Genomic DNA, 12,937 nt, shown 5'->3' with positions numbered 1-12,937 from the left:
TCTATACTTCTCCCTCAAATACCTTATAGTCTAGATATATAAAAAGAACCATCTTTCCTTCTATAATTCTTTTTGTTTTCATATTTTTTTCTTTATCATTTACTTTATCTTTTACTAAAATCTCTAAATATAGTTTTTTATTATTGGCAGCACATAAAATACTTTTTACCGCTGTTAGCATCCCAAATTGTCCCTCAGATGGTTCAACTATCGGTTTTTTGTCAGCTTAAATCTGCATACGCTCGAAAGCTATGAACAACCTCGATAGGAGCCTCTCCCGATAGAATCCATGCTCATGATAGAGTTCAATCACTTCTTCTGGCTCTAGGGTTAAGGTTGTCCAATAGCTTTCAAACTCTATATCTAGTACTAAAAGATTTGCCCGTGTTTGTCGATGTTTTTTTTGAATCATGCATTTTTGAATTGCTATCTTCCCGTGAATACTGCTGATCGTTTGTCCAAAAATGCCTGAGTTCCTTCGTTCTTATCATCGCAATCAAATAGGATGGCCTGAGACAATTTCTCCATCATCAAAGCCGTATCCATATCTAGATCAAAACCACGATTTACCGTTAGTTTAGCTAGTCTAATGGCGAGCGGACCTTTGGCAAGAATCTTATCCGCTTTTTCCTTCACGGTCCTCCACAGTTCTCCTATTGGAACCGCACAGGATACGAGCCCGATCGCTTCCGCATGCTTTGCCGTGATAATATCTCCAGTAAGGATCATATCTAGCGCTCTCCCTTTTCCTACAATTCGCGCTAGACGTTGTGTACCACCAGCACTCGGGATAATCGAAAGGTTTAATTCAGGCAACCCCATTTTGGCATGTTCAGCAGCGATTCGAATATCGCAGGCCATCGCAAGCTCACACCCGCCTCCGAGCGCAAATCCATTAATCGCAGCAATCGTTGCCTTACTGGAGTTTTCAATGAATCGGTAAGTACCTGACATGCCTGGAAGAAGGGCATCCATTGCTGTTTTTTCTCTCAATTGGCGAATATCTGCCCCCGCGGCAAACGACTTCTCCCCATCACCTGTAAAAACAATAACCCCAACTTCTTCATCACGTTCCAATCTTTCTAGAGCCTGTTCTATTTCCTTTAATGTATTACCATCTAAAGCGTTTCTAACCTCAGGCCGGTTGATTTTTATTACGCCAATACGCCCTTCTTTCTCCACTAAAATATTTTCAAATCCCATGTTATCTCTCCTCCCTAACATAAGTACGTCGACAGCGGCAGGCATTTCTTCAATGCAACTCCCTGACTAAGAATACGTATAAAATCCTTTTCCAGTTTTACGTCCAAAATCGCCCTTTGCAAATAATTCTGTTACTATTTGGGAAGGCTTCATTTTTTCATCACCCGATTCCTGATAACGCTGCATCCGAATATAATAGTGTACATCGATTCCAGTCAGATCAATCAGAGCGAACGGACCGATTGGATGATTTAGCGCTTTGGTGCAAGCTAGATCGATTTCCTCCGCTGTGGCGACACCATTTTCCAACAGATAAATCGCCTCATCCATCAGCTTTCCTAAAATTCGGTTGGCAACAAAGCCGGAAATCTCTTTTTTTAATAAAATGGGAACCTTGTTGATTCGCTTTGCTAATTCAAATGTGATTTGTGCCGTTTCTTCGGATGTATACGGTCCTTGCACTATTTCAACCAATTCCATGACCAAAGCAGGGTTAAAAAAGTGCATATTGCATATCTTGTCCGGACGGCAGGTTGCATCGGCCATTTGCGAACTGACGATGGTGGAACTGTTGCTGGCGATGATGGTATGGGCAGGGGCTAGACGGTCCACTTCAGCATAAAGGGCACGCTTGGCTTCCAATTTTTCCACAATCGCCTCAATCAAGAAATCAGCATTCTTTACTGCTTCCTCCAACAAACTCTCGAAACGAATCCGATCAAAAGCTCTTTTCACTTGGTCCTGTGACAATCTGCCTTTTTCTACTCTACGCTTCATATTCCCTTCCAAAGATTGCTTCGCTTTTACCAGACTTTCTTCATTGATGTCCTGCAGGGTCACGTGATATCCGGCCAGGGCGCAAACCATGGCAATTTGCGATCCCATTGCTCCGGAACCAATCACAGCGATATGTTTGATTTGATTGATGTCCATATCTATTTCACCTTTCCCATCCTTCAAGATTTATTTACATCTTCCTAGCATTCTTCTAATACACGTTGTGAGATGATTATTTTTTGGATTTCATTGGTTCCCTTTTTCCATTATAGAGAGACCAATTCCGCCGTATTCTTCTGGGATGATGATTCCAAACAATCCTAACTCTTTCCTATTTATATTAACTCAATGGCAATCGCCATACCTTGGCCGCCACCTACACATAGAGTAGCTAAACCCAGTTGTTCATTACGACGCTTCATTTCATAAAGCAGTGTAGTAACAATTCTTGCTCCAGTGGCCCCGAGCGGATGGCCAAGAGCTATGGCTCCCCCGTTGACATTCAACTTATCGGTATCTAAGTCCAATTTCCGAATGACAGCAAGAGCTTGAGCAGCGAAGGCTTCATTCAGCTCCATTAGGCCGTAATCGGACAATCTGGTTCCTGTTCTGGTCAGCAGTTTCTTCACAGCTGAAATCGGCCCGATTCCCATCACCTCGGGAGATACACCAGATGTAGCCCAATCCACAATTTTGGCCATTGGCTTCACGCCCAACTCTTCTGCCTTTGCTCTAGACATGAGTACCAGTGCCGCCGCACCGTCGTTTCTTCCGCACGCATTTCCGGCGGTTACAGATCCGTCTTTCTTAAAAGCCGGTTTCAGAGCGGCCAACTGTTCCAACGAAGTATGGCGAGGAAATTCATCCGTCTCAAATAGGATAGTGTTTTTCTTCTGTCTAACCTCCACGGGCACGATTTCATCTTTAAACTTTCCATTCTTTATGGCTTCAGCAGCCCTCTGCTGGCTCTGCATGGCAAAGGCATCCTGATCTTCACGGGAAATACCAAACCGTTCCGCAACGTTTTCCGCCGTCATACCCATACTAAGGTGTTGGCCATAGATATCCATTGGCTGCTGCCCGTTCTCCAAGTTAGAATCGACCAAAATGGGATTCCCCTCGCCAAATCGGGAATTCCTGAGATAAATGGGAGATAAGCTAAGGCTTTCAGCCCCCCCCGCTACCACTACATCCGCCTGTCCGAATGCAATCTGCTGAACAGCTGAACCGATGGACTGCATGCTGGATGCACATAGCCGATTTACCGTAAACGCCGAAGCGGTCTCAGGTACTCCCGCGCGTAATGAAGCCACTCTAGCCATATTGGAGGATTGGGTCGATGGCCGTACCTCGCCCATGATGACCTCATTAACGTACTCAGGTGAAATGCCCGCGCGCTGAATCGTTTCGCGAATAACCACTTCCCCTAACTTTCCTGAATCAATGTCTTTCAGCGTTCCTCCAAATTTCCCAATGGCCGTTCTAGCCGCTGACACAATCACAATATCATCCTTCATTTACTTCACCTCATTAGAATAGTTGTTTTTATACTCTTTAGTGAGTTAACACCTTAACAAGTTATCGACCTTCGATTTCGCAGCAACATTTCGGACAGGAACAACTCAGTACCAAGTCCGTTCGTTCACCGCATTTTTATCTCTAAATTTCTGCTCTTTGTTTGCCATCACAAAAATACCCCCCAAAGTGTTTCAGACAAATCCCTAGTGGTTTTTATCCAATGTCTACTTTAAGGGAGGCAAACTACTTCTTATCTACATTATGAAACCTGAATGCTTCTTCCATCAAAATAGGGGATAATCGATAACACCCCGCATTGAGCCACAAAACTCAATTCGGTTTCCGACCCACGTCCCAGAATCCTTTGTCCTACTGTGGATTTCTGTAGAATCTCTTCACTTCGATGCCGATTGCCTTGATAGAAGAGCAAAGCAGCCTGAGCAGCATCCGTCAATTCCCAAACCTGCTGTCCACCCTCTGAAAAGCAATCCAATAAGTAACCCGCTCCATAAAAATCCTCTATGCTAAAAGACCCATCCATACCCGAACAGATAAGAATGATCGTCTCTTCACGATGCTTTTCAAGAATTCGCTCTGCAACCGCTCGTCCATTTAATAGGGAACATATATAGACTTGATTAGCAGTAGATGCCTTGCGGACAGCGACTGTACCATTTGTTGTGGAAAGGATGATGCTTTTCCCCCTGACTACGTCTTTTAACGACAAGGGTTGCGGAGCGTGAAATCCATCGATCGTTTTTCCCTTATATTCCCCCACCAACAAAAAACTGTCTTGTTTTCTTCCCTTAGCCACTTTCAACGCTTCTTCCCCTTGATGGACTGGTATCACTTCTTTAGCCCCGAAATGCAGTCCCGCTGTTATCGTTGACGTAGCTAGAAGTACGTCAAAGACAACGGCCACATGATTTTTCATTTTTTCTTCATCTATCTCTTCTTTTTTAAAAAGGAGATGAATTCTCCCCATTGTATACACCTCTGCAATTTGACCTTATTTTACGGTTAATAACCCCAGTGCTATCCGGATTAATCCACGAGCAGCATCTTCATAAGTAGAAAAACGTTCATCCAACGTTTGCCCTTTCTTCCACCGGAAAAAAATTTGTTGGACAATCACTGCCCGTTTAAAGTAGGCGAACGCTAAATAAAAATCGATTTGGGATATGTCCCGTCCGCTTTTCTTCGCGTACGCTTCAATAAATTGATCTCGGGTCATAAAGCCAGGTAAGATCGTGACCGGAGGTTTTTTACTCATGTTTTTCAGGAAATCCGGATCATCTTCCTGAACCCAATAACTCATGGCACTACCCAAATCTGCCAGGGGATCTCCAATGGTTGTCATTTCCCAGTCAAATATCGCGATCATTTTACCTAAATCATGATAATCAAACATCACATTATTTAATTTGTAATCATAATGGATGAGGGTAGCCTTCGGCGAAACCGGCACATGATTCACCAGCCATTTTGTCAGTTCTTCTACCCCTTCGATTTCGGCCGTTTTTGCCCGATTGTACCTATCAATCCAACCATGCACCTGTCTTTCCATAAACCCTGCGGGATAGCCCAATTCCTGAAGGCCTTCTGTCTCATAATCAATTTGATGTAGTTCTACCAGACGGTCGACCATGGTTTCCGAGATTTTTCCGCAGATCTCATGTGTTGGGTTATGGGACGCAGGAAACTCCGTATCCAAAACAAGTCCTTTCCGTCTTTCCATCAGTAAAAAGGGACTTCCAATGATTCCCTTGTCATCGCAGAATAAATATGGCTCCGGCGCAAGAGGATAGACTGCATGAATCTTTTTTAGCAGCTTGTATTCGCGTGCCATGTCATGTGCCTTAGGTGCCACCGGTCCATGGGGAGGTCTGCGAAGTACAGCCTCCCAATCCCCTTTGCTCAATTGATAGGTTAAATTGGAAGCACCTTTTCCGAATTGCCTGACGACCAATGGCGAATCATCCAAATGTTCAAAACTACCTCGGAGATAGGCATCCAATCTCTCTAGGTGTAGTTCCTCTCCCTCGCGAACAACGATCGTATCATCATCCGCTGGATTCCAAGTGGTCTGATTCTTACTCATCTATCTCATCACCTGCTTTTTTTCTTGCATTTTCACTTGCGATTTTAGCTCCATTTTGGCAATAGCGGATCGATGGACTTCATCAGGGCCATCTGCGAATCGAAGTGTTCTTGATTTTGCCCAAGCTGCGGCAAGCGGGAAATCATCGCTCACTCCTGCTCCACCAAGAGACTGTATCGCTCGGTCTAGTACCCTTAGGGCCATATTCGGAGCGACAACTTTAATCATAGATATTTCCTTTCTAGCCACCTTATTCCCAACAGTATCCATCATATAGGCCACTTTTAAAGTCAGAAGGCGTGCCTGTTCAATGTCCATTCGCGACTCAGCAATCCACTCCTGGATGACCCCTTGTTCTGCAAGCGGTTTACCAAAGGCAACTCGTTCTTGTACCCGGCTGCACATGATTTCAAGTGCTCGCTCGGCCGCCCCGATTAAACGCATGCAATGATGAATCCGGCCAGGGCCAAGTCTTCCTTGTGCTATTGCAAAGCCTTTGCCTTCACCCCAGATAATGTTAGAAGCCGGAACCCGAACTTGGTTGAATTCAATTTCAGAGTGACCGTGCGGTGCATGATCATAGCCAAATACAGGTAATTGTCTGACATTATTTACTCCCGGAGTATCTAGCGGCACCAATATCTGGCCATGTCTTTCATGCTTAGGACCTTCCGGATTCGTTATCCCCATTACAATAGCGATCTTACATCTGGAATCTCCTGCACCGGAAGACCACCATTTCCGGCCGTTGATCACATATTCATCCCCGTCCCTTTCAATCGTTGCTTCCATATTTGTTGCATCAGAGGATGCTACACCAGGCTCTGTCATTGAAAAACAAGAACGAATTTCCCCATTTAATAACGGAAGTAGCCATTTCTCTTTTTGTTCCTCCGTACCATAACGAACCAACACTTCCATATTCCCCGTGTCAGGTGCACTGCAATTGAAAACAGCCGGACCAATCATGGAACGCCCCATAATTTCACAAAGTGGAGCATATTCAAGATTTGTTAAACCTGCCCCATATTCGCTCTCTGGCAAAAATAAATTCCATAATCCAGCAGCCTTCGCCTTTGCTTGCATTTCTTTCATAATCGGAGGCTCATCCCACCGACTCACGCCTTCGTTCAATTGACGTTCATAAACAGCTTCATTTGGATAAACGACTTCATCCATAAATAATGTTAACTTTTCCTGCAATTCTTTCACTCGATCACTGTACTCAAAATTCATGTTTTTCCCTCCCCAGAATCTAGATAAGCCTTCCTCCATCAATAATAATCGTTTGACCCGTTATATAGGCCGACGCTTCGGAAGCAAGTAAAACCACTGTCCCTGCTAAGTCATCCAGTTCACCTAACCGTTGGATAGGCAGTGCAGAAAAAAGTTTATTCCGAAACGATTCATTGGAAAGTTCTTCTTCGTTTAAGGCCGTTTTAATATACCCTGGGGCAATGGCGTTGACATTGATGTGATACCTAGCCCATTCTTTAGCCAATGCTCGTGTAAGGTTAATGATTCCAGCTTTGCTTGCACAATATGGAGCCATGGCATTACTGCCCTTCAATCCTGCTAAAGACGAAATGTTGATAATCTTGCCATATTTCTGTTCCTTCATGACTCTAGCTACAGCTTGGGCACAGAAAAATACCCCTTTTAAGTTCGTGTCGACAACCTTGTCCCACTCCTCTTCGGTCACTTCTAGGGCAAACTTGGTTATCCCGACTCCAGCATTATTGATGAGAATATCTATTCTTCCGAACTCTTTTGTTACGGTTTCTACCATTTGGCTAATAGAGGAAATGTCTTGCACATCTACTGAAAGTGCCAAAGACTTGCGCCCCATGCCACGGATCTTCGCAGCAACCAGTTCCCCCTCTGCTTGATTTCGGCTTACAATGACAATATCCGCTCCTTGTTCTGCCAAGGCATAGGCCATTCCTGATCCCAACCCTTTGCTTCCTCCAGTGACAATGGCCACTCGTCCACTTAAATCGAATCTGCTCATAAACATCTCCTCCCTATTTCATTCTTTCATAGACCAAAAGGGTGGCAATTTCATCTTTTAGCCTTCGAATGTTAATAAACGCAATTTCAGTGCCAATTCAAAAAACGGATGTATAGCAGTTCATAAAATGATGCAATTCAATACTGAATTAATAATCTAGTGTTTACCACAAATCACAAAGGTTTACTTGTACTCTTGATGTAATTGAGCAGCGATTATATTCTTTTGAATTTCTGACGTACCTTCGTAAATCTTGGTGATTCTCGCATCTCGATAAAAACGTTCAATCGGGAATTCTGCAATATAGCCAATCCCTCCATGAATCTGTACGGCCTTATCCGCTACACGGTTATAAATCTCAGAGCCTAGTAATTTTACCATCGCGGCTTCCTTAATCACTTTCATTTGTTGATCTACCATCCACGCCACGCGATACGTCATGGAACGAAGGGTTTCTACATCTAAGGCGATCTCAGCTAAGTAATGCTGGATAATTTGCTGTTCAAAAATGGGTTTTCCAAACTGTATCCTCGTATGTGCAAAATCAACGGACATCTCTAGCAATTTCACACAAGAACCAAGATTTCGTGCAGCGAGCCCTGCCCTTCCATTGGCGAGAATTTTCAGTGCATTCACATACCCTTGTCCCTCTTGACCGAGCACATTTTCTACCGGCACTTCGCAGTCTTCAAAGAATATTTCAGCGGAATGTGACCCACGAAGCCCCATTTTCTTTTCGTTTTTCCCTAAATGGAACCCTGGAAAGTCTTTTTCTACAATAAAAGAAGTAATCCCCTTGGCTCCTTTAGAAGGATCGGTGACGGCCATGACCGTAAAGACATCAGCAATCGGGGCATTGGTAATATAGTGTTTAGTTCCATTTAATATAAATTTGTCCCCTTTTCGAACCGCTGTGGTTTTCAAATTCGTCGCGTGGGATCCTGCACTCGGTTCGGTCAATGCAAAGGCGCCAATCATCTCGCCCCTTGCCATCGCTGGCAAGTACTTTCGCTTTTGTTCTTTGTTCCCCATCTCCACAATCCCAACAGAACCGATTCCGGTATGGGCTCCAATGACGGAGGTATAGCCATTATGCGTTCTTCCTATTTCCTCATAGATGGCGCATTTTCCGACCATCCCGATCCCTATCCCCTCGTATTCCTCGGGGATACTTAAACCGAATAGTCCCATTTCCTTAGACATCCGCATGATTCGCTCTGGAATCTCATCCTTTTCTTCGATTTCCATCGCAAGTGGGTCTACCTCGCTATCAATAAACTCTCTAATACTCTGTTTTAAAAATGTAATATCCTCAGATAAACGGAAATCCATGATGTTCACAATCCTTTCCATTAAATTGTATAACTGTAAAATCCTTGACCTGATTTCTTTCCTAAACGCCGGGCTTTCACATATTTCACCAGCAGGGGGGAGGGGCGATATTTTTCTCCTAAATGGTGATATAAATACTCCATATTGCGTAATCGGCTGTCTAATCCGACCAGATCAGCTAGTTCCAGCGGGCCCATCGGATGGTTTAATCCAAGTTTGAGGGCTTTGTCGATGTCCTCGGCTGAAGCCACCCCTTCCATCAGCATATTCATGGCCTCGTTTCCAATCAGACAATTCATGCGACTCGTTACAAAACCAGGAAACTCATTCACTTCGACGGTTTCTTTCCCCATCTTTTCCGCTACTTGTTTGACAACCTCGACCGTCTCATCGGATGTATCTAAGCCTCGGATGATCTCGATCAATTTCATCCGGTGGGCGGGATTAAAGAAGTGCATCGCTACACATTGACCAGGCCTTTTCGTCGATGCCGCAATTTCTGTAGGGCTCATGGTGGAGGTATTTGTGGCAAGGATCGCATGGGAAGGAGCCCATTCATCCAACTGCTGAAAAATGTTGATTTTGAGTTCCATCATTTCCAAAACCGCTTCTATAACCAAGTCCGTCTTTGCCACAGCTTCGTGCATCTGCGTAGTATAAGAAAGATGATTCCTTGCAGCGTCCCGTTGTTCAGCCCGAATATAACCCTTTTTTACACTTTTATCTAATTGGCGATCAATATAGCTTTTCGCCTGTTCGATAGCTTCTAGACGGATATCCTGCAACGTTACCGAAAATCCTGCTAGTGCCGCGGTATAGGCAACCCCTCGTCCCATCGTGCCGCTGCCGATCACAGCAATATGATTAACCATCTCAAAAACCTCCCACTATAAATTAATGTTCTCTCTTGTTTCCTCTTGTTTACTCCCGTTTTCTCAGTATTTCATTTACGACATATTGAGTAAATCACATGAACTTTCAAAATCTGTATAAATATAGGTTCATAGGGGTATAGGGGAAGAGAGGAAAATAGAGTTTTTCCTTGTGATCATCACCTTTCCCATTGACTTAATATTTAAAACAGTTAAAATTTTTCTTATTGTATATTATATAAACATATAAGTAATTTTGATGTAAAATACAAATTTACAATATCAATATAAGCATGAGTTATGATTGATCTTAATCAAAACACCAGTGGTTAAAACAAAAGCAACATCAATCAGCCCTAGAGTTTTATTCGATCGTTCACGACATTTGTAATCAGAATACTTTTTTGTATAATTAGGAATATCTAAACTTAGCATATGGAGGGGACATTCATGCTAGATACAGCCATAAAGAAGCAAATTCAATCCATTTCATCAGTTTCTTCTCATCACGAAAAGCAAATCCTTGCCGTTCGTGGATTTATGGATCTTTTTCAATTTTCCCGTGTAGGTCTCTATTTCTATTCGACGTTAAGCAAAATCGGTGAAGGCATATTACGAATCGATAAACAAGGAGTATCCTCCTTGCAGGAGTGGAGAGAAGATGTTCGAAACATGCCACCCATCTATTCGGCCATTCAAGAAAGGAAGCCCAAACATGTCGATTCGCAATCGATTCACCAACTACCTATAAAATATACCAATGGCATGACTACTGAAATTCTAGTAGTTCCCATTAGCTATAGCTCACATGTAGTTGGCTATGCCTGTATGGGGAGTACAGATTCCTTTACCGTTAGAGATAGCCTTCTTCACTCTTTAGGTGTATATGGGCAACAATTAGGGCAAATATTTGGGGAAGACGACTACCCTGAAAACTCCAAAAGACTTAGCAGGAGGGAAATTGAAGTATTGCAGAAAATGTCTTGGGGTGAAAGCACTAAGGTAATGGCTGTATCCCTTGGTATTAGCGAATTTACCGTTCAAGATTATGTACGATCCGCAATTCGAAAACTCGAAGTGTTCAATCGAGTGCAAGGAGTAGCCGAAGCCTTGCGCAGAGGAATCATCCAATAAAAACACCTTATCTTGCAATCAGTTGCCCTTATTTTACTAGCAACTGGCTGTATTCACTCTGTATAAGGGGTACAGGCAACATTTCTATTTAATCCCCTTTTTTTTAATATATCAACTTTATTCGAGGGTTTGGTTGGTCTCCATTTAGTCTCTTATTTTCCATTTATTTTGTGTTGAAACCGTTTACAACAACTGTGATAATTAAGGTCCAAGGTATTCCTAATAGAAGAAACTCGGAATGATTATAAGACATAAATACCAGCTAGATTATCTGGAGCAAAGGAATCTAGCTGGTAAAATGAAGTACTTCTTTAATTTAGGACCATCTACCCGATAGGATAAATATCCCCAAAAAATATAGCGATGAAATTGCTTGTAATGCTCTACATCGTAGAGCCCTTCGTTAGGACCCCACTTGCGATATCTTTTAACCGTACAGTAGTGATTTCTTTCTCGACAAATTCTAAGCGATCATAATCTTTAATATTTAAGGTGTTGACTAAAACATTAGTCTCACATAGGGATCTTTCATGTTAATCAGTCTGCTTATATTCTTGTTTTAATTTTTCAACGATGTCGTCAGAAGAAAGATCACCACGAATTTCTTTTTCCATCATATCGGATAATAAAGGACTTGGTTTATAGGCTCCGTCAATTTGGTTTAAATCTAGGGCATATTCCCAAGATTTTTGCTTCTCTTCTAACAGTTCTAATTTTTTAAGCCGACCATAGAGTTCTTCGAAGTAATAGTATTCTTACGGAAATCTCCCTCTAAAGACACTACTTTAATCCATACTCCCCCACTTATTTAATTATTCAATAGATACTATTCCATAATCAGAAAAGTGTTTATGGAAATCTATGCTAAATTAAAGTTACTAGTTGATTAAACGCGTTAACTAAAGATTACTATAATATTTAACGGGAACTGGAGGAGTTATAATGCAAGCGCAGAAAGTTCTAGTGGAGGTCACGGAGCAAAATAAATTTGATTATGAAGGGTACGGGTTGGGTCTCTTACTTACATTTGGATTAGCTTTCATTGCAGGGCAAGTAGCGAAGTTACCGTTTTTTTCGATTATGGGAATAATGATTATTTCTATTATACTTGGTGCCATCTGGGGCAATACAGTTTCCCATCACCCTACTGTAAATACCAATCTAGGAATCACTTTCAGTAGTAAAAGATTATTGCGCGTTGGAATCATTCTTCTCGGATTTAGACTTAATTTGACTGACATCCTAAATGCAGGCTTGCCTATTCTACTAATTGACGTAATTGTAATTACATTTACCATGTTATTTATTCTCTTCCTTGGCAAACTTTTTAAAACGGACAAACAATTAACCACTTTAGTGGCTGCAGGCACAGCAATTTGTGGAGCAGCCGCAATCGTAGCGATATCTCCTATCGTTAAAGGTAAACAAGAGCAAACGGCCATTGCCGTCTCATGTATTGCGGTCCTTGGAACGGTCGGTGCCCTACTATACATCTTTCTTTTTCCCTACTTACCTATCACTGACACCGAATATGGAGTGCTGGTAGGAGCTACCTTACATGAACTAGCACATGTAGTTGCTGCTGGGGTACCGAGTGGCGTTATAGGAAGTGATTCCGCGATCCTTGTCAAATTAGGAAGAGTATTACTTCTAATCCCAGTTGCTCTGTTAATTAGTTATTTTATTAATAGAAAGAACACAAAACAGGCCGAAAATATTAAGGACTTGCCGATTCCGTGGTTTATCTTTGGATTCCTCTTAATGAGTTTGATCAATACTTTACAGTGGATTCCAGAGGGTGGCTCCCAATTTTTTCTTTTATTAAGTACCTATTTATTAGCAATGGGAATGGCGGGCCTAGGATTAAATATTAGATGGGCAGATTTTAAAAAAGTCGGAATGAAACCAGTTGGAGTGGCCGTACTAGGATTCTTGGCACTTCTCTCGATTTCTCCACTTCTAATATTTATCTATCGTCTTTTTTAATAA

The 12,937-nt window shown here is 42.4% G+C and carries 14 protein-coding genes; 2 read left to right on the top strand and 12 right to left on the bottom strand.

Translation table 11 applies throughout. From position 1 onward, the window contains the following. Nucleotide 1: 1 nt before the first annotated feature. The 12 genes from J2Y03_RS09135 to J2Y03_RS09085 all read right to left on the bottom strand — a co-directional run bounded on the left by J2Y03_RS09135 (nt 2) and on the right by J2Y03_RS09085 (nt 9,814). On the bottom strand, nt 2–181 hold the full coding sequence (locus J2Y03_RS09135; protein WP_310193127.1) for a hypothetical protein: 180 nt from the start codon (nt 179–181) through the stop codon (nt 2–4). A 45-nt stretch (nt 182–226) separates the two neighbouring features. Beyond that, entirely contained in the window at nt 227–412 is a 186-nt protein-coding gene (locus J2Y03_RS09130) for a hypothetical protein (protein WP_310194029.1), read from the bottom strand. Between the two features lie 14 nt (nt 413–426). Further along, on the bottom strand, nt 427–1,203 hold the full coding sequence (locus J2Y03_RS09125; RefSeq protein ID WP_310193124.1) for an enoyl-CoA hydratase/isomerase family protein: 777 nt from the start codon (nt 1,201–1,203) through the stop codon (nt 427–429). 66 nt (nt 1,204–1,269) lie between these two features. Then, nucleotides 1,270–2,136, bottom strand: a complete 867-nt coding sequence (locus J2Y03_RS09120) for a 3-hydroxyacyl-CoA dehydrogenase family protein (RefSeq protein WP_310193121.1) — start codon at nt 2,134–2,136, stop codon at nt 1,270–1,272. A gap of 90 nt (nt 2,137–2,226) precedes the next feature. Next, nucleotides 2,227–2,319 (bottom strand): acyl-CoA dehydrogenase family protein, encoded by a 93-nt coding sequence (locus J2Y03_RS28920; protein WP_396954194.1) that lies wholly within the window; start codon nt 2,317–2,319, stop codon nt 2,227–2,229. After that, on the bottom strand, nt 2,316–3,497 hold the full coding sequence (locus J2Y03_RS09115; RefSeq protein ID WP_310193118.1) for a thiolase family protein: 1,182 nt from the start codon (nt 3,495–3,497) through the stop codon (nt 2,316–2,318). The genes J2Y03_RS28920 and J2Y03_RS09115 overlap by 4 nt, the downstream gene beginning before the upstream one ends. Before the next feature lie 260 nt (nt 3,498–3,757). Beyond that, on the bottom strand, nt 3,758–4,483 hold the full coding sequence (locus J2Y03_RS09110) for a 2-phosphosulfolactate phosphatase (protein WP_310193115.1): 726 nt from the start codon (nt 4,481–4,483) through the stop codon (nt 3,758–3,760). A gap of 24 nt (nt 4,484–4,507) precedes the next feature. After that, nucleotides 4,508–5,599, bottom strand: a complete 1,092-nt coding sequence (locus J2Y03_RS09105; RefSeq protein ID WP_310193112.1) for a phosphotransferase family protein — start codon at nt 5,597–5,599, stop codon at nt 4,508–4,510. After that, nucleotides 5,600–6,835 carry an acyl-CoA dehydrogenase family protein gene (locus J2Y03_RS09100; RefSeq protein ID WP_310193108.1) on the bottom strand — a complete coding sequence of 412 codons (1,236 nt, stop codon included), beginning with the start codon at nt 6,833–6,835 and terminating at the stop codon, nt 5,600–5,602. A gap of 19 nt (nt 6,836–6,854) precedes the next feature. Continuing rightward, entirely contained in the window at nt 6,855–7,610 is a 756-nt protein-coding gene (locus J2Y03_RS09095; RefSeq protein WP_310193106.1) for an SDR family NAD(P)-dependent oxidoreductase, read from the bottom strand. 183 nt (nt 7,611–7,793) lie between these two features. Next, entirely contained in the window at nt 7,794–8,942 is a 1,149-nt protein-coding gene (locus tag J2Y03_RS09090; protein WP_310193982.1) for an acyl-CoA dehydrogenase family protein, read from the bottom strand. A 20-nt stretch (nt 8,943–8,962) separates the two neighbouring features. Continuing rightward, nucleotides 8,963–9,814: a 3-hydroxyacyl-CoA dehydrogenase family protein gene (locus J2Y03_RS09085; RefSeq protein ID WP_310193102.1), complete on the bottom strand. Its 852-nt coding sequence runs from the start codon at nt 9,812–9,814 to the stop codon at nt 8,963–8,965. A 450-nt stretch (nt 9,815–10,264) separates the two neighbouring features. Here J2Y03_RS09085 and J2Y03_RS09080 point away from each other — a divergent pair, with 450 nt between their 5' ends. Both J2Y03_RS09080 and J2Y03_RS09075 read left to right on the top strand, forming a co-directional pair. Beyond that, a complete protein-coding gene (locus tag J2Y03_RS09080) occupies nt 10,265–10,948 on the top strand; it encodes a LuxR C-terminal-related transcriptional regulator (RefSeq protein WP_310193099.1) in 684 nt (227 codons plus the stop codon). A 942-nt stretch (nt 10,949–11,890) separates the two neighbouring features. Then, nucleotides 11,891–12,934 carry a YeiH family protein gene (locus J2Y03_RS09075; protein WP_310193096.1) on the top strand — a complete coding sequence of 348 codons (1,044 nt, stop codon included), beginning with the start codon at nt 11,891–11,893 and terminating at the stop codon, nt 12,932–12,934. Nucleotides 12,935–12,937 lie beyond the last annotated feature (3 nt).

The organism is Neobacillus niacini (assembly GCF_031457145.1).
In the GTDB taxonomy this organism is placed as follows: Bacteria; Bacillota; Bacilli; order Bacillales; family Cytobacillaceae; genus Neobacillus; species Neobacillus niacini_J.
The sequence above is the reverse complement of the archived record's forward strand: the minus strand, read 5'-3'. Positions and strand labels throughout refer to the sequence as shown.

Bases quoted from the DNA above. Each gene is read 5' to 3' on its own strand.
- J2Y03_RS09120 (WP_310193121.1), bottom strand. From the start codon at position 2,136: ATGGACATCAATCAAATCAAACATATCGCTGTGATTGGTTCCGGAGCA.
- J2Y03_RS09095 (WP_310193106.1), bottom strand. From the start codon at position 7,610: ATGAGCAGATTCGATTTAAGTGGACGAGTGGCCATTGTCACTGGAGGA.
- J2Y03_RS09100 (WP_310193108.1), bottom strand. From the start codon at position 6,835: ATGAATTTTGAGTACAGTGATCGAGTGAAAGAATTGCAGGAAAAGTTA.
- J2Y03_RS09085 (WP_310193102.1), bottom strand. From the start codon at position 9,814: ATGGTTAATCATATTGCTGTGATCGGCAGCGGCACGATGGGACGAGGG.
- J2Y03_RS09105 (WP_310193112.1), bottom strand. From the start codon at position 5,599: ATGAGTAAGAATCAGACCACTTGGAATCCAGCGGATGATGATACGATC.
- J2Y03_RS09115 (WP_310193118.1), bottom strand. From the start codon at position 3,497: ATGAAGGATGATATTGTGATTGTGTCAGCGGCTAGAACGGCCATTGGG.
- J2Y03_RS09075 (WP_310193096.1), top strand. From the start codon at position 11,891: ATGCAAGCGCAGAAAGTTCTAGTGGAGGTCACGGAGCAAAATAAATTT.
- J2Y03_RS09110 (WP_310193115.1), bottom strand. From the start codon at position 4,483: ATGGGGAGAATTCATCTCCTTTTTAAAAAAGAAGAGATAGATGAAGAA.
- J2Y03_RS09080 (WP_310193099.1), top strand. From the start codon at position 10,265: ATGCTAGATACAGCCATAAAGAAGCAAATTCAATCCATTTCATCAGTT.
- J2Y03_RS09135 (WP_310193127.1), bottom strand. From the start codon at position 181: ATGCTAACAGCGGTAAAAAGTATTTTATGTGCTGCCAATAATAAAAAA.
- J2Y03_RS09125 (WP_310193124.1), bottom strand. From the start codon at position 1,203: ATGGGATTTGAAAATATTTTAGTGGAGAAAGAAGGGCGTATTGGCGTA.
- J2Y03_RS09090 (WP_310193982.1), bottom strand. From the start codon at position 8,942: ATGGATTTCCGTTTATCTGAGGATATTACATTTTTAAAACAGAGTATT.
- J2Y03_RS09130 (WP_310194029.1), bottom strand. From the start codon at position 412: ATGATTCAAAAAAAACATCGACAAACACGGGCAAATCTTTTAGTACTA.